General features: G+C 42.8%; 22 protein-coding genes. 7 read left to right on the forward strand and 15 right to left on the reverse strand.

Annotated features, from left to right (window positions below; genetic code table 11):
* Nucleotides 1–9 precede the first annotated feature (9 nt).
* The 8 genes from EIZ39_RS19460 to EIZ39_RS19495 form a co-directional block, all read right to left on the reverse strand.
* Nucleotides 10–1185 (reverse strand): cation:proton antiporter, encoded by a 1176-nt coding sequence (locus EIZ39_RS19460; protein WP_129201905.1) that lies wholly within the window; start codon nt 1183–1185, stop codon nt 10–12.
* Nucleotides 1185–1679, reverse strand: coding sequence for a cation:proton antiporter regulatory subunit (locus EIZ39_RS19465; protein ID WP_129201907.1), 495 nt, complete (start codon nt 1677–1679; stop codon nt 1185–1187). Before EIZ39_RS19465 ends, EIZ39_RS19460 begins: the two co-directional genes overlap by 1 nt.
* 214 nt (nt 1680–1893) lie before the next feature.
* A complete protein-coding gene (locus EIZ39_RS19470; protein WP_129201909.1) occupies nt 1894–2991 on the reverse strand; it encodes a Ger(x)C family spore germination protein in 1098 nt (365 codons plus the stop codon).
* Complete coding sequence (locus EIZ39_RS19475; protein ID WP_129201911.1) at nt 2960–4078, reverse strand: GerAB/ArcD/ProY family transporter; 1119 nt, start codon at nt 4076–4078, stop codon at nt 2960–2962. Before EIZ39_RS19475 ends, EIZ39_RS19470 begins: the two co-directional genes overlap by 32 nt.
* Nucleotides 4075–5433, reverse strand: a complete 1359-nt coding sequence (locus tag EIZ39_RS19480) for a spore germination protein (RefSeq protein ID WP_129201913.1) — start codon at nt 5431–5433, stop codon at nt 4075–4077. The genes EIZ39_RS19475 and EIZ39_RS19480 overlap by 4 nt, the downstream gene beginning before the upstream one ends.
* A 166-nt stretch (nt 5434–5599) precedes the next feature.
* Nucleotides 5600–7048: a protein adenylyltransferase SelO gene (locus tag EIZ39_RS19485; RefSeq protein WP_483296060.1), complete on the reverse strand. Its 1449-nt coding sequence runs from the start codon at nt 7046–7048 to the stop codon at nt 5600–5602.
* A 60-nt stretch (nt 7049–7108) separates the two neighbouring features.
* Entirely contained in the window at nt 7109–8494 is a 1386-nt protein-coding gene (gene rlmD, locus EIZ39_RS19490; RefSeq protein WP_483296061.1) for a 23S rRNA (uracil(1939)-C(5))-methyltransferase RlmD, read from the reverse strand.
* Nucleotides 8495–8582: 88 nt separating this feature from the next.
* The gene (locus EIZ39_RS19495; RefSeq protein WP_129201919.1) at nt 8583–9500 is read right to left on the reverse strand and encodes a proline dehydrogenase family protein; all 918 of its coding nucleotides are present in this window, start codon (nt 9498–9500) and stop codon (nt 8583–8585) included.
* A 179-nt stretch (nt 9501–9679) separates the two neighbouring features.
* On the opposite strand from EIZ39_RS19495, the gene EIZ39_RS19500 reads away from it, so the two are divergent.
* The 3 genes from EIZ39_RS19500 (at nt 9680) to EIZ39_RS19505 (ending at nt 11584) form a co-directional block, all read left to right on the forward strand.
* A complete protein-coding gene (locus tag EIZ39_RS19500; protein ID WP_129201921.1) occupies nt 9680–10063 on the forward strand; it encodes a hypothetical protein in 384 nt (127 codons plus the stop codon).
* Between the two features lie 67 nt (nt 10064–10130).
* Nucleotides 10131–10307, forward strand: a complete 177-nt coding sequence (locus EIZ39_RS26755) for a DUF5325 family protein (RefSeq protein ID WP_164985179.1) — start codon at nt 10131–10133, stop codon at nt 10305–10307.
* A 29-nt stretch (nt 10308–10336) separates the two neighbouring features.
* A complete protein-coding gene (locus EIZ39_RS19505; RefSeq protein ID WP_164985180.1) occupies nt 10337–11584 on the forward strand; it encodes an MFS transporter in 1248 nt (415 codons plus the stop codon).
* 52 nt (nt 11585–11636) lie between these two features.
* On the opposite strand, the gene EIZ39_RS19510 is transcribed toward EIZ39_RS19505, so the two are convergent.
* Nucleotides 11637–12086, reverse strand: coding sequence for a cupredoxin domain-containing protein (locus tag EIZ39_RS19510; protein WP_129201925.1), 450 nt, complete (start codon nt 12084–12086; stop codon nt 11637–11639).
* Nucleotides 12087–12257: 171 nt separating this feature from the next.
* Between EIZ39_RS19510 and EIZ39_RS26760 the strand changes: the two genes are divergently transcribed.
* Nucleotides 12258–12434, forward strand: coding sequence for a hypothetical protein (locus EIZ39_RS26760; RefSeq protein WP_164985181.1), 177 nt, complete (start codon nt 12258–12260; stop codon nt 12432–12434).
* Between the two features lie 73 nt (nt 12435–12507).
* On the opposite strand, the gene EIZ39_RS19515 is transcribed toward EIZ39_RS26760, so the two are convergent.
* The 4 genes from EIZ39_RS19515 to EIZ39_RS19530 all read right to left on the reverse strand — a co-directional run bounded on the left by EIZ39_RS19515 (nt 12508) and on the right by EIZ39_RS19530 (nt 16626).
* A complete protein-coding gene (locus tag EIZ39_RS19515) occupies nt 12508–13695 on the reverse strand; it encodes a DEAD/DEAH box helicase (RefSeq protein WP_129201926.1) in 1188 nt (395 codons plus the stop codon).
* Between the two features lie 11 nt (nt 13696–13706).
* Nucleotides 13707–14234 (reverse strand): hypothetical protein, encoded by a 528-nt coding sequence (locus EIZ39_RS19520; protein WP_129201927.1) that lies wholly within the window; start codon nt 14232–14234, stop codon nt 13707–13709.
* A gap of 85 nt (nt 14235–14319) precedes the next feature.
* Entirely contained in the window at nt 14320–15408 is a 1089-nt protein-coding gene (locus EIZ39_RS19525; RefSeq protein WP_129201928.1) for a glycoside hydrolase family 15 protein, read from the reverse strand.
* An 81-nt stretch (nt 15409–15489) separates the two neighbouring features.
* The gene (locus EIZ39_RS19530; RefSeq protein WP_129201930.1) at nt 15490–16626 is read right to left on the reverse strand and encodes a zinc-dependent alcohol dehydrogenase; all 1137 of its coding nucleotides are present in this window, start codon (nt 16624–16626) and stop codon (nt 15490–15492) included.
* Between the two features lie 134 nt (nt 16627–16760).
* Between EIZ39_RS19530 and EIZ39_RS19535 the strand changes: the two genes are divergently transcribed.
* Entirely contained in the window at nt 16761–17189 is a 429-nt protein-coding gene (locus EIZ39_RS19535) for a hypothetical protein (RefSeq protein WP_129201932.1), read from the forward strand.
* 69 nt (nt 17190–17258) lie between these two features.
* Here the strand turns inward: EIZ39_RS19535 and EIZ39_RS19540 are convergent, their stop codons facing one another.
* Nucleotides 17259–18593, reverse strand: a complete 1335-nt coding sequence (locus EIZ39_RS19540; RefSeq protein WP_205668592.1) for a glucose-6-phosphate isomerase — start codon at nt 18591–18593, stop codon at nt 17259–17261.
* Between the two features lie 400 nt (nt 18594–18993).
* Here EIZ39_RS19540 and EIZ39_RS19545 point away from each other — a divergent pair, with 400 nt between their 5' ends.
* Nucleotides 18994–19977 (forward strand): superoxide dismutase, encoded by a 984-nt coding sequence (locus EIZ39_RS19545; protein ID WP_240675878.1) that lies wholly within the window; start codon nt 18994–18996, stop codon nt 19975–19977.
* A 31-nt stretch (nt 19978–20008) separates the two neighbouring features.
* Here the strand turns inward: EIZ39_RS19545 and EIZ39_RS19550 are convergent, their stop codons facing one another.
* Complete coding sequence (locus tag EIZ39_RS19550) at nt 20009–21529, reverse strand: glycine betaine uptake BCCT transporter (protein WP_129201938.1); 1521 nt, start codon at nt 21527–21529, stop codon at nt 20009–20011.
* A 159-nt stretch (nt 21530–21688) separates the two neighbouring features.
* Here EIZ39_RS19550 and EIZ39_RS19555 point away from each other — a divergent pair, with 159 nt between their 5' ends.
* Nucleotides 21689–22399 (forward strand): NAD(P)-binding domain-containing protein, encoded by a 711-nt coding sequence (locus tag EIZ39_RS19555; protein ID WP_129201940.1) that lies wholly within the window; start codon nt 21689–21691, stop codon nt 22397–22399.
* Nucleotides 22400–22404: the final 5 nt, after the last annotated feature.

Raw genomic sequence — 22404 nt, forward strand, 5'->3', positions numbered from 1 at the left:
TTTTGCTTTTTAACCCGGTACTTTAATTTTTTGTTTTCCCTTCTTGGGATCTCCATAAATAAGATTCGTAATACGTGGAGCAAACTGAAATAGGAAAATCCCAAGCAACGCACTTAACAATATAAATAATCCTGAAAAGATCTTTATAGATCCTACGGCAATACTTGCAATAACGACAGAGAATTCCCCTCTAGACGTCAGCGATAATCCTGCACGAAGAGAAACTCGTTTGGATAATCCATACCACATACCACCTAGTATTCCAACCAGGATTTTCGCTGCGATAGACCATACCAATAAACTAATTAGAAGACCTACCAGCGGGATCTCTCCCTCAAACTTAATGGTCGTACCAAAGTAAAGGAAGAAAAGCGGTAGAAGCAAGTCTCTTAAAGGCAACATCTTATGCTCGATCTCCTCTGTCCTTCTCACCTCAGCCAACATCATTCCAGCCAAGAAGGCTCCTAACACCTCAGACAGACCTAAGAATAAGGCTAGTCCTCCGTAACTTAGCGCGATTCCTACCATAAGTAGAATAAATACATCTTCACTGAAGATCCGATCAAAAAACGAGCTTAATCTCTTAAAGAGGAGTTTCCCAAGTAAGATAGCTCCTAGAGACAACAAGACAATCTTACCTATGAGTAAAACAAGCTGAATAACTTCGAGTTCGTCCCCTTTATTCATGCCCATTAAAACGGCCACAAAAATAGGAGCAATAAGATCTTCAAAAATTAATAAGGCCAGAATAAATTCAGATTCGATATTAGCCATACGCTTAGAACTTTCTAGAAGCTTCGCCGTAATGGACGAGCTTGTCGCATAGACTACCCCACCAATTAAAAACGAAGTTAAAAGATCCACCCCAAAGAGATAACATATCCCCATCGACACCCCTAAATTCAAGAATACATCCAGCAATCCAGCTGGCCATATTCGCTTAGCAATGCCTCCCAATTTATCGACAGGGAATTCCATACCCAACAGAAAAAATAAAAGAACAATCCCCATTTCACTGCCTATGTGAATGAGTTCATTGTCTGTCATAAACTGTCCTAGACCAATCCCTAATAAGATATAGAGTATGACACCTGGGAGTCTCACCTTCGTCCCTATAAAGCCGAATAAGAAAAGGGATAGTAAGATTAATCCCGCTCCCAAGAGAGTCGGAAAACCCTCATGCATTAAGTCGTTTCCTCCCCTCGACACAGCGCTTCAAGAGCGCTCATTTGGTCTCTTTTACCAACAGTCATTAATGTATCCCCAGCATGGATAACAACATGAATATCTGGAACAGGAATCACATCCTCTCCCTTGACAATCCCAATGATGGAGGCGCCTGTTTTCGTTCGGATTTGTGACTCGGCAATTGTCTTTTGGACCAGTGGAGAGGCTGGACTTACGTCTACCCACTCAATAATGATTTGATTCTTAAACATCTTCATCTTATCCATATCCACCGGTTGGAACATGGCGCCTAAGAGCTGGGCTCCAAACTCCCTCGTTTCTTCCCCTGTCAAATTAATAGAGAAATCAGCCTCATCATTGTCTGCATCTTCAAAAAAGTATAATTCACGCTTTCCTGTATGATGAACAATAAGGACAATCATACTCTGTTCAGCCGTAATAAACGAAAGCTTCTTTCCAATACCCGGAAGGTCCGCTGCTTTTATTTTCATTTCTTTCTACCCACCTTTTTTATTTCCTTCATTCTTACGTTCTAGTTTAAACAACTTCCCATCAGATGTCTAATAATGGAACCAAAGAAAAACAGGTAAAAAAAAGGCCCACAGCATTTTAGCTGCAGGCAATTATGGAGGAGAAACTTTTCGAGTTAGGATTATCAGTATGGCCCAAATTCAGGTCTAAATATACACTTTGATTGAGCCCTCTTTAGTGGATTACTCCAGATCCTAAGACTTTCGTTTTTACCTGTATGTCAAAGTCAGCATTCTGATAAAGATGCCCTCTCCATTGATCCCACTCATGCTCGTTGTCAAAGCTCTGTGCCATATAAGCAAGACCGAATCCAACCGGGTCAAATTTTTCCTTTTGTAGCTTAGTTAGAACCTCTTTAATTTGTTTCTTCATTTCTTTTTCAATCAATCTTTCAACATCACGCAGTTGATTATCCTTAATACTCCTGTTTGATTCCTCTATAATCCCCTCCATGCTATAGGTAACCTTGATGATGACCTCCCCTTTTTCCTTTTCTTCCACTTGGTAATCTGCTTCTATGTGTTCTACATTTGCGACAAACTTCCAATCCCCCTGTTCAACAATCACATTGGTTCTTCGAATATGAGCCGTTGTAATCATCGGATGGATGACCTTGGTTTCCGCAGGAGTTAAAAATAATTTTTTTACTCCTCCTCCATCAAATACAACCGTTTTATTAATTTTTAATAAATCTTTATTTGCTTCAATCACAGGGAGAATGGCATCCACCCCTCTCTCGAACAATCTTCTTCTAAAATCAAATAAATAAACCGTAACCGTATAGATAGATTCCGAACCTTCTCCACCGAAGGTGAGGAACAAAGCGTTAGAAGGCAAACGCTCTGACTTAGGTTTAATCTCCAAGATGGTTTTTGCATCAGGTACTCCTGTCGCCATGTACGCAATCTTTTGAATGTCTCGACGCCGCATCATCCAATCGGTCAGTTCTTCCATATCTCTCTCTAACATTTCTTTTCCTATAATAATCGCTTTCGCATGACTAAAATCTAGTTCCTTATCCACTGTCGATTTGATAAGGCGAACAGCTTCGGCAATGGTTTTAGCTTCTTGCTCAACCAAAATAAACTCGCTTTCTCCACTTTTGATTTCTCCTGTAGGAATGGCTAATTTGAGAATAACTTTGTATTTTTCCTGCTCGCTTTCTGGTTTATCAATTCCAATATTGACCACAAAATATCGTTTATCAATATCTTTAAAACCACACCCTGGTAATAACAGACTAGCGACCATTAGAAGAAGCAGTATTCGCATGTCGCTTCACCTTCCTTGATATCCAGTACAGTAAGAGGACGATGATAATTTCACTCGGCAACCGAAGACTTAACCACCATATTGAAATGCGAAGGAGGTCTACTTCATTAAGAAAAACATCCCAGATAACCGTGAATGCACCAAAACAAGCCAGCACCATCCATTGGAACCGCTTCTTCTTTTTCTCCTCTTGAGATGGAGAAATGAGGCTCTCCACTAGTTTTAAACCTACGTGCCAATGAATCAAGGTACTTAAAAGTGAAATACTCAAATAGAGCAAAAGAAAGATAAACACCATTCGTTCTACAGGACCTAGTTCCATTCGAATGGAGTCAGCTGTCGTTACCCATGGATAAATATAAGATCCAACGCCTATCGTCCCGTGATAGCCAATAGGCATGAAAAATGTAGTAGCTAAGTTTAATAAACCAATCCCCCCGACAACAGGGAACCATTTCAAGGGGATGCTTTGAGTAAATACACGATGAAAAATAATCATATTGGCATACCCAGTAAAAATATAAGTTGCTGCAGACAAGGCTTCCCAGGATGGCCAGCTCCAAGCATAGGTCAAGATCTGTCGAACAGCAAACCAATCCATATAAGGACTCGTCAACCCCTTGATAAAGATTAATACGATTAACGGGACATTTATCACCAAGATGATCTCAAGAATATACAACACTTGCTTCGTTGTTGAATTGGCCAAAAAAATGACAATAAGTACAAATAAAAAGGTCATCTCCCATTCCGGCATCTCCGGATTCATAAAACGAATAACAATATCACTATATGAGGCAATAGTCACAAATCCGGCAAAAAACCAAGCTGGAATAAGAAAGATGAGAAAAAAGGTTCTTAACCAGAAAGGAACATGCTGTTGAAGGATCTCCGGTACTCCTTGTTTAGGAAAAACCTCAACAGACTTAAAAAAAAGCATGGCGATACTGGTACTTAAAATACTGCCAAGAAGTATCGCCATAATGGCTCCGTCAAAACGTTCTCCAATAAGGATGAGAGGAACAAAGGCCACGACATTTGAAATCATATTTAACAAAATAATGTAATATATATATCTCGTCTTCATGAAGCATTTTCCTTTTCATTTAAAAGATCCTTATCGTTACTTCCTAAAAAGAGACGGAGGTAGGGTTGTCCAAAGCTGTCAAGTTTGCACAAATACCCGAAAAGCAAGAGCATTCCTGCCATTAGTCCAACTAATCCATACCAAGTAGTGAGCAGCAAAACAAAGTATTTACTAACCCGTAACGAAAACCCCATGGCATTAATGGGAATCACAAAGTTGGAAATGGCAACCGCCGCAACGAGAATGATCATGATATTCGAAACAAGACCTGCTTCTGTTGCAGCCTGACCTAAAATCAAACCGCCTACCGTCGTGGCTGTTGATCCAATGGTCTTAGGTAAGCGAATAGAGGCTTCCGTAAGCAATTCCATCATAATAAGCATAAATAAAACCTCAAGGTAGGACGGATAAGGAACCCCTACTCGACTTCCTGCGATAGATAAAGCTAATTGAACCTGAAACAGCTCAGGATTAAAAGACGTGACCCCGACGTACAAGGACGGTAAAACCAAGCTAATCGACAGCCCTAAATAGCGAAGAGCAATGATAAAACGACTTACACCCCAGGATTGGTAGATATCCTCCATAGATGACATGAAATCATAAAAAACAGCTGGAGCCAAAAGAACGAACGGAGTTCCATTGATCATTAGTACAACTTTACCTTGAGCTAAGTTCAAGGCTACCCGGTCTGGTCGCTCGGTAATCATACTTGTGGGAAATAAAGTGATCTTCTGTTTGTTTAATCTCTGCTCCAACTCCCCTACCGCTTGCAAGCTTTTTCCTTTGATCTGGCTCAGCCGGTTCTTGATTTCTTGTAAACGATCACGATTAACGTATTGGGAATCATAGAGGATATACACCGTTTCTGGAATATCTATCTCAAGGACTTGTGTTTCTACCATTAGGGTAGATTGACGATAACGATGCCGAATCAGATTCAAATTGACTTCGACATTCTCACTAAAGCCAAATTGAGGTCCTTGGATGACGGTTTCTATTGTTGATTCCCTAACGGTGTTATTGACTGCCTTTTTCACGTCAAGAATATAGATTTGCTGACCGCAGAATAACACGAGGTTTCCTTCTATGATCTTTTTCCTTAGGTCGTCTGTTTCCCTAAACGCTGACGTGTTAGGTAATGAGCGAATATACCGCGAAAACCCATCATCTCCGTCCAATTCATAAAAAGGCTTGAAAATAATCGCTTGAATTTTAGTCTCATCTGTCAAAGACTTAAAATAAACCAACTGAATTTCATGGTGCATGTTCTTAGAGGTTTGAAACACAGCATCCTTAGAAAGATGAAACTCATCCCATAATGCCTCATAGAGGGCTTTACTTTTCCAGTACATTGATACAATCCCATCCCCCTAGTTATGAAGAAAATAAATCCGCCACTCTTCTCAATAGGGTTAGGTTTTGCCATTTTGGACCAAATTATGTTGAATATTCATTTTCCGTAAAAAAAACCACTCCTCTAAGGGTGGTTTTCTGTTTAACGTCTATCTATTTCTAATTTTACGTACCGCAAAAGGTTCGATAGGGACGAGCAGATGCTTCTGGAAGTTGGCAGTAATCGGCCTTTTCCGGGTCGTACGCATATGGTTTTGCAAGAACCTCGAGAAGCCGCTCCACTACACTGTAGTCTTCTCGCTTCACTGCAGCCTCTAATGCCTCTTCAACCCGATGGTTGCGAGGGATAACCGATGGATTGGAACTACGCATCAGCTCATATGAGGAGGCTTCCGGTTCCTGCTGCCTTCCTCGTCTCTCCTGCCATCTCTTGAGCCACTGTGCAAACGCTTGGTCATCAGAAAGAACGGTATCTTCAGGCTTACCAAGGGTTAAGGCACGGAAGGTATTCGTAAAGTCAGCACGATTCTTCTGCATCACACTGAGCAGATCTTCGAAAAGAGATTCATCCCCCTCCTCTTCGTTAAAGATCCCGAGCTTCCCTCTCATCCCAGCCAGCCAGTTGCGTTTATAAAGATCGGTAAATTGAGATAGCGCATCCTGAGCGAGCTCGATGGCCTGGTCTTGATTCTCATGGAGCAATGGCAACAGAGTTTCGGCAAATCTTGCGAGGTTCCATACGCCAATAGGCGGCTGGTTCCCATAGGCATAGCGGCCTTGACGGTCAATGGAACTGAAAACTGTTGCCGGATCATAGCTGTCCATGAAGGCGCAAGGACCATAGTCAATGGTTTCTCCGCTAACGGTCATGTTGTCGGTGTTCATCACGCCGTGAATAAAGCCAACCAGTTGCCATTTTGTAATAAGAGAAGCCTGACGCTTAATTACTTGCTTTAACAGTGAAAGAAATCGATTCTCATCGTGTTCAACTTCTGGGAAATGTCTCTTAAGTGCATAATCCGCAAGTGTCCGGACATCTTCAACAGTTCCCCAGTTAGCAACATATTGAAAGGTTCCGACACGCAGATGACTGGCAGCCACTCGAGTCAGGATAGCACCTGGCAGCTCCGTTTCCCGGTATACAATTTCACCGGTTGTCACTACCGCTAGACTACGGGTGGTTGGAATGCCAAGTGCATGCATGGCCTCACTAATAATGTATTCACGCAACATCGGTCCAAGAGCTGCTCGACCATCTCCCCCACGGGAATAGGGGGTTCTACCTGGACCCTTAAGCTGAATATCAAAACGTTCGCCAGAAGGTGTAATCTGTTCACCAATTAATACAGCCCGACCATCCCCTAGCATGGTAAAATGACCGAATTGATGTCCTGCATAAGCTTGAGCAAGTGGGAAAGCCCCTCCAGGAATGCGATTTCCAGCTAACACTTCTACACCTTCATCGCTTTCCAGTGGCTCTTCCTTCAAACCGAGGGCAGCTGCCAGCGGATGATTCAGTATGACCATCTTTGGTGAACGGACCGGGATAGGGTTGTGACTAGAAAAAAAGGATTGCGGCAGACGAGAGTAACTGTTGTCAAAGTTCCATCCCATGTTTCTTGTTTCTTTATCCTTTGTCAAGCGGATCTCCTCCTTATGTAATAGTATTTACCATTACCTCTTCTCTAACAACGTTACACTCTCCACATGCGCTGTCTGTGGGAACATATCGACGGGTTGAACCCACTTGATATCATAACCTTGGGCCAAGAGGCTGCAATCTTTCGCAAGGGTCGAAGGATTACAGGATACATAGACGATTCTTTTGGGCTTAACACTTAATAGAGCTCTAAGAAGCTGTTCATCACAGCCTGTACGAGGGGGATCGACAACCACAACATTCGGTTTCAACCCTTGCTTAACCCATTGTGGTAAGAGCTGTTCCGCTTTTCCTACATAGAAGCTAGCGTTCGAAATTCCACTTTGCTTCGCATTATGGCGGGCATCTTCTACAGCCTCTTGAATGACCTCAATCCCTCGCACCTCACCAGCGTCAGGAGCAAGCCAGAGCCCGATCGTCCCTACTCCACAATAAGCATCTACGACTAATTCCTTCCCTGTCAGTCCTGCGGCTTTTCTGACGGAGCTATACAATTTTATCGTTTGTTCAGGATTAAGCTGAAAGAAAGCACGAGGAGAAAGAGAAAATTGCACTTCTCCTAACTTCTCATCAATCGTTGCTTCTCCCCAGAGCACTTTCGTCCTATCTCCAAAGATGAGAGAAGTTTTCTTGTCATTAATGTTTTGCATGATACTCTGGACAAACGGCATACGATGGCGAAGCTCCAGAATTAATTCCTTTACCTTTGGGATCTCATCGCTTACGGTCACGAGGGTGAGTTGAGCATTCTCTGTTTGAAAACCGACTCTAGCGACGACAGTACGAATCACTCCGGTTCTCTTTCGCTCGTTATAAATAGGAATCCCTAGTTGTTCAAGAACGTCACGGGTAGTTTGAACGATTTGATTCGTGATAGGATGCTGAATAGGGCAATCCGATATGTCAATTAACTGGTGAGTCCCCGCCGCGAATAAACCCGTAATCACTTTCCCATTGGCAAGACCCACTTGCAGCTGTGCTTTATTTCGGTAACTCCAAGGGTGATCCATTCCTAAAGTTTCGTGAATGACAAGTGGCTTGTCTGTTTTCATATAGCGGCTAAAAGCCTCGACTACAAGTTCTTTTTTCGATTGAAGCTGGCCTTCATAGTTCATATGCTGAAGCTGACAACCACCGCATTCGTGATAGACGGGACACATTGGTTTAATACGATGCGGTGATTTCTCTTTTACTCTGACTAACTCTGCATAAGCTAAGTTCTTTTCCACCTTTTTCACTTCAGCTACAGCGACTTCACCCGGCAGGGCACCATCAATGAATACAATCTTTTTCTTGTAATAGCCAACCCCTTCTCCATTAATGCCCAACCGCTTAATGGTTACCATAATCACCTGTCCTACTTGCATTACGTCCTTTTGATTCAACGGCTTCGTTTTCATTTCACTCATTCCCTTCCTAGAAAAACCTCGTTGGCCGCAAGCCGCCTGCCAAAAAAAATCCAACAGCATCACCGTTGGAATCATCCGTTTATTTTCTGAGCAACCCTTTTAATACAAAAGCGACATTAGCAGGTCGTTCCGCTAGACGCCTCATAAAGTAGCCATACCAATCATTCCCGTAAGGTACATAGACTCTCATTCTATAACCTTGCCTGCTGAGTTCTAACTGGGTAGCCGTCCTTATACCGTATAACATCTGGAATTCAAATTGATCACGGGAGAGACTTAGTTTCTTCTCTAATTCTTTTGTATGCTCAATGATGGCGTCATCATGTGTAGCAACAGCAGTATAAGATCCGCTCTCTAAGTGTAACGAAATAAGTTTCTTGAAGTTATCATCTACATCCTTCTTCAATGGAAAAGCAACATCTTCAGGCTCCTTGTACGCCCCTTTAACTAAACGAAGATTAATACGCTCTACTCCAAGACGTCTTACATCTTCTTCACTCTTATAAAGATAAGCTTGGATTACCGTTCCAACATTATCGTATTCTTTTCTCAGCTCACGAAGAATTTCTAAGGTGATTTCGTTATGGGCATAATCTTCCATATCTATCCTAACAAAGTTACCATACTTCGAGGCGGTATCCAAGATCCTTCGCATATGGGAAACACATAAGTCACGGCTAATATCAAGTCCGAGCTGGGTCATTTTTAAGGATAAATTACAATCTACACCAGCCGCTGCAATGGCCTCCAGCGTTTTAATACAATAATCGGCAGCCTCGTTAGCTTCCTGCTCATGGAAGACAAACTCTCCTAAGTGGTCCAAGGTACAGGTTAGACCTTTTTCATTTAATTCACGAACTTTCACAATGGCCTCATCGATGGTCTCACCGGCAACAACCCGATGCGCGCCAAACCTAAGTCCCCACTTTTTCGCCATCTGATTGAGCATTTGATTCTTAGATAAAGCCAGAAAAAAATTCTTTAACACCGTTTCCACTTTGGATTCCTCCTAGACTGCATTATTCCACTATATCCTATTATTCCTAGTGCAAACTTATTTTATTGTACGAGAAAACCTGTGAATTGGTGTTGTTTCCTTAACTTACTACGATCATTTTCAGCTTTTTTCTGATAAAATCATAACTAGTAAAATGTACGGAATGGAGGAATTAACCCATGTCCATGGCCGCGGATATCGTTACGCTAGAGTTAATAGCGGCTGTCCATCAGGTTACGGAAGTGGACCAGACCACATATGATCACCTTGTACATAGATTACAAAACCAAGTGGCTCACTTCGATTGGGTCGGCATATACCTACTAGATAGCTTGAATGAATATGATCTTAAAGCTTCCTCTGGTGATCAAATGCCTGAATCCATCGCTCGTAAAGCCATCTTACAGGTCCCTATTACAAGCTCATGTGAAGAGGTTCTAGGAAGGATTACCGTAACAAGCAAAACAGCCATTGCTTTCGACGAATCTGATTACACCTCACTTGAGGCTCTCGCTTATGAAATTGGCAAGAAGGTAGAGCAAAGTTTAAAAAATCACCAGTAACCCATCAGGTTACTGGTGATTTTATTCTCCATAGTTTGTGATATAATGCGAATTGAGGTGAAAAAACGTGACAAGTTGGCAAAAGATTTCTCTATTATTAGCATTTATATCCGCTGCCTTTCTTTCAGGAATCGGAATTTTTATTGCTGAAGCTAGTTTGCTTGGAATCTTGCTTTGTTTATTTGGGGCAATCATGACACCTGGCATTGGTTTTATGCTCAAGAAAAGATATAACAAAAATTGAATAACCGATGATAACGGAGGTTGTCCCCCTTGATTCAGTACTTTAAGCAGATCTGGACCTTGCCCTACGCTGTTCGCTTGTTTCTCATCAGCGAATCCTTTCTAGGAATTGGGCAAGGTATTTTTAGTTTGCTTTTTAATTTACATTTGCTAGCTCTTCATGTGGATGAGAGCCAAATTGGTAAGATTACAGCCGTTGGAACCGTGGTCATGGGGATAGGATCTATATCCATTAGTTACTTCATAGATCAATGGGGAAGAAAACGTACTTTGCTTACAGGAGTTCTACTCATTGGTGCGGGAAGCTCCGGAGTTGCCCTGGGATCTGAACTCCTTCATTTCTACATGGCATATGGAGTGTACTCCTTTGGCTTAGCGATGCTTGTAGCATCCGAATTTTCGTTATTATTCATGTATTGTGAAACGAAACAACAAGAGACCCTTTCCTATAGTATGGTTTTTGCTGTATTTACCCTTTTTGTGGGCCTTGGGACTTATATAGGGGGAATCCTGCCAAAGTATCTAGGAACAGGCGTTACGACGTATCAAGTTCCGATCCTCCTTACAGGTGGCATTATCTTTCTCGTATTTGCTACTCGCCTTTTCCTGCCTAAAGAGATACGCAAGACTCCGGCACCAGGAGAACGAAAAAAGACGAAGTGGGTTCCTAGTACAAATGTTTTCATTTTTACTGGTTTTTCAATTTTTCTAGGGGCTTCTTTCGCCTTGCTCGTCCCTTTTTTTAACATTATTTTAAAATATCGTCTTACCTTACAAGATGACCAAGTGGCCCTGCTCCTAACACTCAATGGTTTGGTATTATTCTTCAGCTCTCTATTTTCTCCTTTCTTCTTAGAGAAGTGGGGCTTACGTAAGACCACCATGATCATCTTCCTGACAACAGTAGTCCCTTCCTTTATCTTAGGATTGGCCCTTCCTCTTTCGTTATTTGTGATGGTTTTTCTGTTTCGCAGTGGAGTGTTTACCGCCCTTCAGAATGTCCTTGAAGGTCAGATGATGCAAGCTACTCCGGACGAAGACCGTAGTATCTATGCTGGAATGAGATCTCTGGGTCGAAGTATGGCTTCATCCGTCATGTCCCTCATTACAGGGTACATCTTGCTTGTCAAGAATTACTATCTTCCCTTTGTCTTGTCGGGAGCGATTCTAGCTCTAGGGTATTTCTATTTCCAATATCTCGTTTTACCCCGACTAGAACAAAGTGACAGCGAGGCTCAACTAAAAAATTCTTCAGCAACAGAAGAGGTCACTCTATAAAGCAAAAACGAACCTTTTGCCTTCTTGTATGAAAGCTTAGGTTCGTTCTTTTTTAATCAACAATTAAATATCCTACCATCGGTCCATTCTGAGTATGATTGGAGTGCGTATGACAAATAATTTCGAACGTCCCCTCCTTATCTGCTACGAAGGAAACCTCTGTCTCTCGGCCTTTTTTCACTTCACCTTTTATTCCTAAGCCTTTTATTTCAAAAGGATGGAAGGCTCCTTGCACTCCATAGAACTTAAGCGTCACTTGGTCGCCCTTCTCCACGAAAAGAATTCCTGGGTCCCACCGATAAACCTCAATAATTTTTCCATCTTCCATTTTCGCCTTGTATTCTGTCGTAATAATTGTAAACTCTTTTTTAGAGCCCGCAGAACCTGCTGTCTCCATTATGTTTCCATAATTCCCAAACAAATAATAGCCGCCAATGAGTCCGCAAAGAATGACAAGCGCAAATATAATTTTGGATCGCTTAATAATGAACACATGCTTCATTGGACATCCCCCCCTTTTCTATTAAGGTATGTCCAACTTGACGTTTTATGACTATCTAATATGCTCCTCACAGCCGCCGCAATTATTTACCAAAAGGATAATCCCCTTCTGCGAAGAATTAATCCTTTAAGGACTCATATTCATTAAAAAGAAGAAGGGGATCGTTATTCAATGACAATGGAGGAAATCCTGCACGTCAACAGCATTCCTGCTTTGGAATCCGAATTGAAGAACATTCATGAGAATCAATTCAAAACGGTCGAGGATGATGAACTAATCACCTTATTCCTGAGAGAAATGCTCGTACGGGTGCGTATTAAACAGATAGAGCATATCCTACATAGTTAATTGCGTGTACCCAAAAAGAACCCAGCACATCCCTTTTACGGCCTGCATGGGTTCTTTATCTTTTCTTTCTTTCTTATTTTCTGCTTGGGCGAGCTGTTTTTCCTCCTTGAGTGCGCGGGCGAGGCTTGTCCAACTTCGGCCTCTTCTCTACAATCTCTCCCATAAACAGTTCCTTCTTCTCAATGGATTGACCGAGCTCCTGGCTAAACTTCTTAAGAGCTCCTTCTTGATTCACCGTAATGATGGAGATGACGGTTCCTGCTGCCCCCATCCTTCCCGTTCGACCAGACCGATGAATGTATTGTTGAACATCCTCAGGAAGGTCCATATGGATCACATGGGTGACGGCCTGTATGTCTAATCCTCTTGCTGCAAGATCGGTCGTAAGAAGCAAAGAAAATTTCCCTGCCCTAAAGTTTTTCATCACCGTCTCGCGCTCCGTCTTGTAGGCTTCTCCTTGAAGGACACCTACAGAGACTCCTTTATGGTTTAGCTTGGATGCTAATTCCTCTAATTGCGCTGCATCCTTAACAAAGGCAATCGCTTTTACTTCCCCCATTTTTAATATTCGACGCAGGACGTCAACCTTATCTCGACGTTCGCAAACAAAATAAATATGCTCGACAGCGGAAGCCGGCAGCTCGCTTCGATTCACTCGAATGACTTCAGGTTCCCTCATCATGGTTAAAGCCGTTTTTTCCGCCTTCTCGGACACCGTAGCGGAGAAGAATAACAATTGTCGATCTCTTAAGGTAGTTTTCACGACATCTTGAACAGGGTCCATCTGGTTGGATTGAAACATTTGGTCTACTTCATCGACCACAATCGTCTTCACTTCGTGCATTTTCAGCTTTTTCGCTTGGATCAGTTCTTTAATCCTCCCGGGTGTTCCTACGGCGATCTGAGGATGTTTCTTCAACTTCTCAATCTGCCTCTTCATATCCGCTCCACCGATAAGAGAGATACTGCTGATATCTACAGTCTGTGTAAATTTCTGAATTACTTCATGGATTTGCATAACCAGCTCTCTGGATGGAGCTAGCACCACAGCTTGAAGGTTTTTTAGATCCGGGTTGATCTTCTCTAGAATAGGCAGCAAGTAGGCAAGCGTCTTACCTGTTCCTGTAGGAGACTCAGCAATGATATCCTTTCCCTCCCGAATGAGAGGAATCGTCCGTTCTTGGATGGCCGTAAGGTCACTGAATCCTGCTTTCTTCCATGCATCTTGTAAAAATGGTTTTAATTCTGCTATTCCATTCATCTATTTGCTCCTTATTGGATATGAACTTGGTTCAGTTGCTGTACAGAATGTAAGACATGATCAATCAGCATCGTCATATCTTCAATTTGTTCTTCATTAATTTTCCGGCCGAATGCAACAGTGATCTGATTCTCATAACTTCGGCCAGCTTGTCCATAGGCAAACGAGATCACCTGCTTTATCATAGGACGATTCTGCCAGACCTCTTGAAGCAGCTTCTCGATGTGAGCACATTCCCTCTCTAGATCTACCACCCTTTTCTTGAAAGAGACTTCTACGCGACACCCGGCAAACCGTTCCTCTCGTTCTAATATCTCGGCTGCTAAATCTTCCATTCCCGCGTAGAGCCGAATCTCAGCAACCGTATCACCGGCTGCTTCATCCTTCTCGCGAAATTGAATGGCATAATATCTCGACATGGTAGATAGATCGATTCGATCGATTCGATCCGTGACCAGGATTACCCCTACTTCGTCTAAATCGTATACAGCACCTTCCACCACAACCTTCAAATTTTCATAAATGGTTGGATCAAACATATCGCTGCCTCCCCTGCCTTAAGAACAAAAGGAAAGAAAAATACCTCCATTATCATTATGGAGGTATTTCCTACCTATTCATACACTAATCTTTTTTCTGTGGAAATTCAACTTTACTTGCAAGAATTAAATGAAGCGCATGGGACCAGAGCAAAGGACAAGCAGGTGCCCCCCATTGTTCGACCCACCTGGAAAAATGTTCAGGGGCAAGCATATGGTGATGAACTTGTTCGGGTAGATGACCTTCATTATTAAACTGCCCTTCCACCCATTTTAATAATTCCACCGATCGGTTCAAGTTCCCAGTTTCTGCATAGTGCCATCCTAGCCAGGCTGACAAGAAAACCCATTGCCCCCCGCCATAATACACGTCATGCGCATATCGATGTACCCCGTTCTGATGAAGAAGCGTTTCTTCGATCTCTTTCACCGTAGCTACCATGACAGGATGTCCTCCTTCCACGACGGAGAATGGTACATGAAGCCATAATAAACTAGCATCCACGTCTTGGCTTCCTATGCTTTTTATAAATCGTCCATCCTGGGTTCCCATGCTCAGAAGATAATGCTTGATCACGGATAATTCGCTTTCTATAGATTGTCTTAAGGGTTCGTCTACCCAGGGCCTTATGCTCTTTAGACCTCCATAAATAGCCGCTACCGTAGAGGGATGAACAAGGTCACCATATTCCTCCCAACAATCAAAGTTTGGCATTCTCCATAAGGGAAGCAGGTACTCTGCAATGAGAGTCAATGTTGGTTTTACCTTCCGAGCAAAATCTTCATTCCCGCTGTTCTTTAAGTGCTCACTCATTCCCCAGAGCCAGGTTCCATACCCATCCAATTGATACGTTCCCCATTCCCCTTGAACTTCTTGACCATCCACGGTATAACGCGTATGTAGAAGCAGATGTTGAGGAATTTCTTCTCCTCGACGAGTTCGCTCGATAATGTCCGAAGCCTTGTGGCGGTGTGCTTCGATTGTTCCAGCCGCCCAACTGAAAAAACGTTCAGCCGCTTCCGTTTCACCTACACAATCCAGACTATAAGCGATAAACGTTCCATCTCTCAACCAACTATAACGATAATGGTCGAAGGCCGGGGAAGCTACAAAAGCTCCGCTAGTATGCTGATGCTCCAATATAACCTGCTTACTCCGGTTAATAAGACTCATGAGACCTCCTCCATGTTATTCCTCACTATTTATCTTTATGTTCCTTGGAATATGAAAAGAAGAGGCTTTTATTTTTACTACTTATGGTTTTAGAATGACTTTAATACAATCATCTAGTTTTTGATCGAATATCCCATACCCATGCTCCGCTTCAGATAAAGGCATACGATGGGTAATGATATCTGTCGGATTGAATTCATTCCTTTTAATCTTCTCATAAAGCTCAGGGAGATAATGAATCACCGGAGCTTGTCCCATCTTTAATGTAATATTGCGAGCGAATAAATCGCCAAGCGGGAAGGCGTTATAACGCAGACCATAGACGCCAACCAATTGGATCGTTCCACCTTTTCTCACACATTGACTAGCAATAACGATGGCTCCCATCGCTCCGCCTTGCAGCTTTAAAGCCGTCTCTACCAATTCCAATGCAGTCATTTTTCCATCCATGCCTACACAGTCAATGACGACATCTGCTCCCCCCTGCGTCATTTCCTTTAACACACTTCCAGCATTATGATCCTTCGTGAAATCATAGATTTCAACGTTGTTCGTCCGCTTCGCATGCTCTAATCGGTACTGGATGTAATCCACCGCAATGACTCGCTTAGCTCCCTTCATCCAAGCGAACTTCTGCGTCATTAAACCTACAGGTCCACAACCAAGAACAATGACCGTATCCCCTGGCTTCACCCCTGCATTATCCACTCCCCAATAGGCTGTCGGGATCACATCAGAGAGAAACAGAAGTTTATCATCCTCCATCTCACAGTCTTCAGGCACAACAAAAGGGGTAAAGTTGGCAAACGGTACACGAAGCAGTTCCGCTTGTCCACCAGGGTAACCCCCAAATGTTCCCGTATAGCCGAAATACGCGCCAGCCTGCCCATTCTCATTGGAATTATCGCATTGACTCTCTAAGTGATTCTGGCAATAAAAACACTGCCCACAAGAAATATTAAACGGAACAACTACACGATCTCCTTTTTTAACCTTCGTAACCCCTGGTCCCACTTCCTCCACAATTCCCATCGGTTCATGGCCAATGATATAATCCTCCTGCAAATTTTGTATCATTCCGTGAACCAAATGAAGATCCGAACCACATATGGCTGTACTCGTAACGCGGACGAGAATATCATCTTCCTTCTCAATCCTTGCATCTGGTACATCTTTCACTTGTACATCCTTTATCCCTTGATAGGTAACAGCTTTCATTTTGTCCTCCTCGCAACAAGTATGGGTATATGTAGAATTTCCCCTCATTTATCTTTTTCCATACCTTAATTTAGGTGTTTGCCCTATATCCACCTAGGGCATTTGCGGATAGACTATGTATAAAAGGAGTGTGAATGATGAATAACAGACAACAAGCGTCCGTACAGTTTGTTCCACCGAGTGCTATTACCCCTTACATTGGACAATGGATTACCACATCAATCCCCACCATAGGTCAAGTTACAGCCTATGTCAGCAATTATAATCGACGAACCGGAATGGTCGATCTATGGGTTTACCGTCCCGGCACTACACAGCCCCAATATATGCAGTACCATTATTCTGATCTCATCGGGATCGGACCCTATCAAGGCCCAATCCCTCCCTATCAACCAACACCTCCACCACCTTACCCGCCAACCCCTTATCCTCCATCGCCTTATCCGCCTACCCCTTATCCTCCATATTACCCACCAGCTCCCGAACCTCGAAGATCTTGCGCCAATTACCCGAATATCTCTCAACAAATCTCTTGCTATCTAGGAATGCTCCCTCCTGTCTAACCTAATAGAAGAAACAAAGAACAGCCCCACCCATAAAATGGATGGGGCTGTTCTTCATGATAAAGAGGTCTATAATCTGCTCTCTAGTTGTTGTTTTTCTAATTCATAGCCTGGTTTGCCTAGAAGAGCAAACATATTCTTCTTATAAGCTTCTACTCCTGGCTGATCAAATGGGTTAACCCCTAAGAGGTACCCGCTAATTCCACACGCCTTCTCAAAGAAGTAGACAAGCTGTCCAAAGGTGTATTCATTCAATCGATCTAAGGAAATGACGAAGTTTGGAACCCCTCCATCGATATGTGCAAGTAAGGTCCCTTCAAAAGCCTTTTTATTCACCTCATCCATCGTCTTGCCAGAGAGAAAGTTCAGTCCATCCACATTCTCCGGATCCTCTTGAATCGTTAACTGGACCTTGGGCTCCTCAACGTGAAAGACAGTTTCAAAAATATTCCGTAGACCATCCTGTACATATTGCCCCATGGAATGCAGGTCGGTTGAAAAATCGAGGGAAGCAGGGAAGATACCCTTCTGATCTTTTCCTTCACTTTCCCCAAAGAGTTGCTTCCACCATTCTGCAATAAAGTGAAGCGATGGCTCGTAGTTGACTAGGATCTCTGTCGTCTTCCCCTTACGGTATAGGACATTCCTTGCGGCTGCATACTGGTAACATTCATTGCTCATAAGATCTGGGTTATTGTATGTATGGTAGGCATCGGCAGCCCCTTGCATGATGGTTTCAATATTAGCTCCGCTTACCGCAATAGGAAGAAGTCCGACTGCCGTTAACACCGAATATCTTCCGCCTATATCATCGGGAATAACGAAGGTCTCGTATCCCTCCTCAGTGGCCAGCTTCTTCAATGCTCCTTTTTCTCTGTCGGTTGTAGCGTAAATCCGTTTTCTTGCTCCCTCTTTCCCGTACTTCTTCTCCATATAATCTCGGAAAAAACGGAAAGCAACAGCTGGTTCTGTCGTCGTTCCTGATTTCGAAATAACGTTTACCGAGATATCCTTTCCTTCAAGAACTTCAAACAAATGAGCCAAGTAGGTGGAACTGATATTCTGTCCCACGAAGTAGATTTGTGGTGTTGTACTTGCTACCTGATTGTAAAAAGTATGAGTAAGCATCTCGATAGCTGCTCTTGCTCCTAGGTAGGATCCACCGATACCGATGACGACCAGAGCCTGTGAGTCACGTTGAATACGCTCTGCTGCAGCTTGGATGCGAGTAAATTCCTCTTTATCATAATTTATAGGCAGCTCTACCCAACCTGTGTATTCCCTTCCGGCCCCTGTTTTCTCATGGAGCATCTGATGAGCGAGCTGAACCTGGCTGGACAGATTCTCTACTTCTTCTTTTTTCATGAATGGCAAGGCCTTACTATAGTTAAAACGAATACTCACTTTTATTCCTCCCCTAGTTCATTCACGAACTAACCTCAATGATCATAACAGAAAATTAAAAGTATGACTTACTTCTCACTCATTATATGGCAACTCTCTATATCTTTTCCATCCTTAACCAGCCCCACTCCCTATTTTAATCAAAAAAGAGGGCATGTAACGCTAACGCCACATGCCTAGAAAATTCCGATGCTACTAGTTAAAAGGGGATGGAGAAAATTTTTCAATTTTATTATATGACAGCGGGACTAAAATTTCAATATAAGGACAATATCAGTCCCAAAACATGCAAATCAAACCATTTCAAACTATAAAATTTAGCCTAGAGAAGTACTCCAAGTGGGCTTTCGACATAAGGTATCCTAACAGCCCAAAACGATTGCACAAGGAGGAATTTTCATTGAGTGAACATGAGCTTTCACCAGAATGGAAAAAGTGGATGGATCAGATGATTCATTGGATTCATGAGCATAAAGATTTTATCGCTACTCTTCAGTCTGGGGACCATGTTACCCCCGAACAGTCTGCGACTTTAAACAAATGGAATAAGCGCTTTTCCCAGCTTCTCTATGAATTCGAACAGCTTGAACAGGCACCGATTGCCCGAAGTCAGCTCTCCTTAAAGCAGTTGTATAAACATGCTCATTATCTAAGGGAACAATTTCTGCAATATGCTAATCAGCAGTTTGCCATACATGAGATTCAAACAGTGAGCACTCGTTCCGAGGAGGAAACCCTAAAGGAACGACCTAGCGGCCCGGTACCGATCGGGAGACATACATTGCCTCCCCTCCCTTATCCCTATAATGCTCTTGAGCCACACATAGATGAAAAAACAATGAGACTCCACCATGATGTACACCATCAAAGCTATGTGGATGGACTCAATAAAGCAGAGAAGGAAATGCAAAAAGCAAGAAAAGCCGGAGATTTTGCTTTAATTAAGCACTGGGAGCGGGAAGCTGCTTTTCATGGGGCAGGCCATTACTTACACACCATATTTTGGAACAATATGAGACCAGGTGGAGGAGGCTCTCCTAAAGGTGAATTATTGCGTCAGATTGAGCAATCTTTCGGAAGCTTCCGCGCTTTTCAGCAACACTTCTCAGCCGCAGCAGAAAAAGTAGAAGGAGTGGGTTGGGCCTTGTTGGTGTGGTCCCCGCGCTCCCACCGGCTTGAAATCCTCCAAGCTGAAAAACATCAAAATTTGTCCCAGCAAGACGTAATTCCTTTGCTTGTCCTTGACGTTTGGGAGCATGCCTACTACTTAAAGTACCAGAATAAGCGGAAAGATTATATTCAGGCTTGGTGGAACGTCGTCAATTGGAATGATGTAGAGGCTCGTTATGAACATGCCAGCAAACTTAAATGGATTCCTTTCTAGAACGAATAAGAGGATGGCTCTATGCCATCCTCTACTCATTTTCAATTAATTTGTCTAGTTTCTTCCTTCTTTTCTTTTCTTTTCTTCTTTCCTCCTTCGCTTCTTCTTCCAATGCCCTTAGGATGGACACACACATAAGTCCCATGATGATAGCAAATGGAAAAGCAGCGACAATCGATGCCGTCTGAAGAGCTTGCAGACCTCCACTTAACAATAAAACGATGGCTATGGAAGATTGCAGGAAGCCCCAAGTAATCTTTACTCGGTTCGTCGGATTCAGTTGACCCTCTGAGGATAACATGCCTAGAACAAACGTCGCAGAATCAGCTGAGGTAATGAAGAAAGTAATAATTAATAAAGTCGCCAGCAGAGATAAGAACGTCCCGAAAGGTAGATGTCCTAAAGTCGTAAATAAAGCTGTTGTTACATCGTTCTGAACCGCTTCTGCGATATTCAACTTTTCAAAGATCTCAAAATGTAAAGCGGTACCTCCAAAAACAGAGAACCAAAAGAAACTAAATAAACTAGGGATAAGCAATACGCCTAGAACAAACTCTTTAATCGTTCGTCCTCTTGAGACGCGCGCAATAAACATCCCTACAAACGGAGCCCATGCAATCCACCAGGCCCAATAAAAGAGAGTCCAATCTCCTACCCAAGGATTTTGCGTAAAGGGAGCCAGACGCAAGCTCATCTGGATGAGATTTTGCAAATAGCTTCCTAGGATGGTTGTAAAGATATCAAAGAGAAAGAAGGTGGGTCCAAGAAGAAGAGTAGTTAGTAAAAGACCTAGGGCAACAAGCAAATTCGCGTTACTGAGAATTCGAATTCCTTTGTCTAGGCCCGTTGTTGCTGAAAGCATATAAAGAATAGTCACCACTCCAATAATGGTAACCTGCACATAGGCATTCGCCGGAATTCCAAATAAATAGCCTAATCCCCCATTGATTTGCAGTGTTCCCAAGCCTAATGAAGTAGCCACCCCAAATGACGTGGCTATAATCGCCAGGATATCAATGGCTCGACCAATGGGACCCTTTACCCTCTCCCCTAAAAGAGGATAAAAGGTCCAGCTAATAAGTCCCCTATATCCTTTTCGATATTGAAAATAAGCGAGTGCTAAAGCAATCACCGTATAAATTCCCCATGGATGAAGGCCCCAATGGAAAAAGGCGAAGCGCAAAGCCATACGAGCAGCATCAGCCGTCTGAGCTTCGCCCATAGGTGGTGTAATATAATGGTAGATGGGTTCTGCTACTCCCCAGAAAACCAGACCAATCCCCATTCCTGCACTGAAAAGCATAGCAAACCAAGAACGATTCGAATATTCAGGGTCATCATCATCGGACCCTAGTCGAATATGTCCGTATTTGCTAAAAGCGAGAAAGAGAGAAAATACAAGAAAAGCAAATGCTGCGAGAAGGTAGAGCCATCCGAACTTTTGAATCGTAAAACCAAGCGCCTCGTTGGCAAAACTCGCCAAGTTATCGGGATTAATCGCCCCCCATAGGACAAACAATGCTACAATGATGACAGAGATATAAAAGACCATAAGCTCCTCCTATTTTTGCGTCGCATTCCTTATTTTGTTAGTTCATGTTGGGACTTATACATATTCACTGATTTTGGTTACAAGAAAAAAGATTGGCGTATCCCAAGTTTTCTGGTTATTATGAAAAGAAAGGTATAAATCAGAAGGAGGACAAGATCTATGAGTAATGACCGTTGGGGAATCGTTGGTATTGGGAAATTAGGAAAGGCCATTGTCCACCAGCTGCGGACTACGAACGATAGGATATTTTTTTATCATCCGAATGAAACTAAAGCAAACGACTTTCAGCAAGAGTTTCCGAATACAAGCTTTATAAATAAAAAGGAACTATCTTCGCTAGGTTTTCTTATTCTCACATTGCCTGCCCAGCAAATGGCTCCTTTTATCAACGAACTAGAGTCCGAAGGAATTTCCTTGCGCAATACCCTTCTTCTTAATCTTGCTACGGCCATGTCAACACAGGAACTTCAAGAACAATTCCCTCACCTTCAATGGATGGGTGTGAAGTTTATGGGTCACTCTGAGGATCTTCGTCTTCACGGGGATGGATTATTCATTGCTGAACCAAAGGATAACTATACAGATCAAGAACAAGCCGTCATTTCGTTTTTCAACCAAATTGGCAAAGTCCTTTTTGATCAGGAATCTTCTGTAGAGAAGCTGAACAAGCTAGCTACATACTACGCAATTAAAGCAGCAAAAGAATTAGAAACAGAGGTCCGCCGTCTAGGCTTCCCTAAGGAATACGAAGCCCGCGCGCTGTCTTCTATTGCTCCTGAGGTATTGCGTTCTTATACGATGGGAACCATGGGACACTTCGCCCAAAAGATCGCAGAATCATTTGATCTCGAAAAGAAGGAGAAAGCTTGATTTTA

It is taken from the genome of Ammoniphilus sp. CFH 90114 (genome assembly GCF_004123195.1).
Lineage (GTDB): Bacteria > Bacillota > Bacilli > Aneurinibacillales > RAOX-1 > YIM-78166.

Coding starts and splice junctions, on each gene's coding strand:
- EIZ39_RS19525 (WP_129201928.1), bottom strand. CDS start 15,408: ATGAGTCTTATTAACCGGAGTAAGCAGGTTATATTGGAGCATCAGCAT.
- EIZ39_RS19510 (WP_129201925.1), bottom strand. CDS start 12,086: ATGAAGCATGTGTTCATTATTAAGCGATCCAAAATTATATTTGCGCTT.
- EIZ39_RS19480 (WP_129201913.1), bottom strand. CDS start 5,433: ATGTACTGGAAAAGTAAAGCCCTCTATGAGGCATTATGGGATGAGTTT.
- EIZ39_RS19515 (WP_129201926.1), bottom strand. CDS start 13,695: ATGAATGGAATAGCAGAATTAAAACCATTTTTACAAGATGCATGGAAG.
- EIZ39_RS19530 (WP_129201930.1), bottom strand. CDS start 16,626: ATGAAAGCTGTTACCTATCAAGGGATAAAGGATGTACAAGTGAAAGAT.
- EIZ39_RS19500 (WP_129201921.1), top strand. CDS start 9,680: ATGTCCATGGCCGCGGATATCGTTACGCTAGAGTTAATAGCGGCTGTC.
- EIZ39_RS19550 (WP_129201938.1), bottom strand. CDS start 21,529: ATGGTCTTTTATATCTCTGTCATCATTGTAGCATTGTTTGTCCTATGG.
- EIZ39_RS19475 (WP_129201911.1), bottom strand. CDS start 4,078: ATGAAGACGAGATATATATATTACATTATTTTGTTAAATATGATTTCA.
- EIZ39_RS19485 (WP_483296060.1), bottom strand. CDS start 7,048: ATGGGATGGAACTTTGACAACAGTTACTCTCGTCTGCCGCAATCCTTT.
- EIZ39_RS26760 (WP_164985181.1), top strand. CDS start 12,258: ATGACAATGGAGGAAATCCTGCACGTCAACAGCATTCCTGCTTTGGAA.
- EIZ39_RS19555 (WP_129201940.1), top strand. CDS start 21,689: ATGAGTAATGACCGTTGGGGAATCGTTGGTATTGGGAAATTAGGAAAG.
- EIZ39_RS19520 (WP_129201927.1), bottom strand. CDS start 14,234: ATGTTTGATCCAACCATTTATGAAAATTTGAAGGTTGTGGTGGAAGGT.
- EIZ39_RS19535 (WP_129201932.1), top strand. CDS start 16,761: ATGATGAATAACAGACAACAAGCGTCCGTACAGTTTGTTCCACCGAGT.
- rlmD (WP_483296061.1), bottom strand. CDS start 8,494: ATGAAAACGAAGCCGTTGAATCAAAAGGACGTAATGCAAGTAGGACAG.
- EIZ39_RS19470 (WP_129201909.1), bottom strand. CDS start 2,991: ATGCGAATACTGCTTCTTCTAATGGTCGCTAGTCTGTTATTACCAGGG.
- EIZ39_RS19465 (WP_129201907.1), bottom strand. CDS start 1,679: ATGAAAATAAAAGCAGCGGACCTTCCGGGTATTGGAAAGAAGCTTTCG.
- EIZ39_RS19460 (WP_129201905.1), bottom strand. CDS start 1,185: ATGCATGAGGGTTTTCCGACTCTCTTGGGAGCGGGATTAATCTTACTA.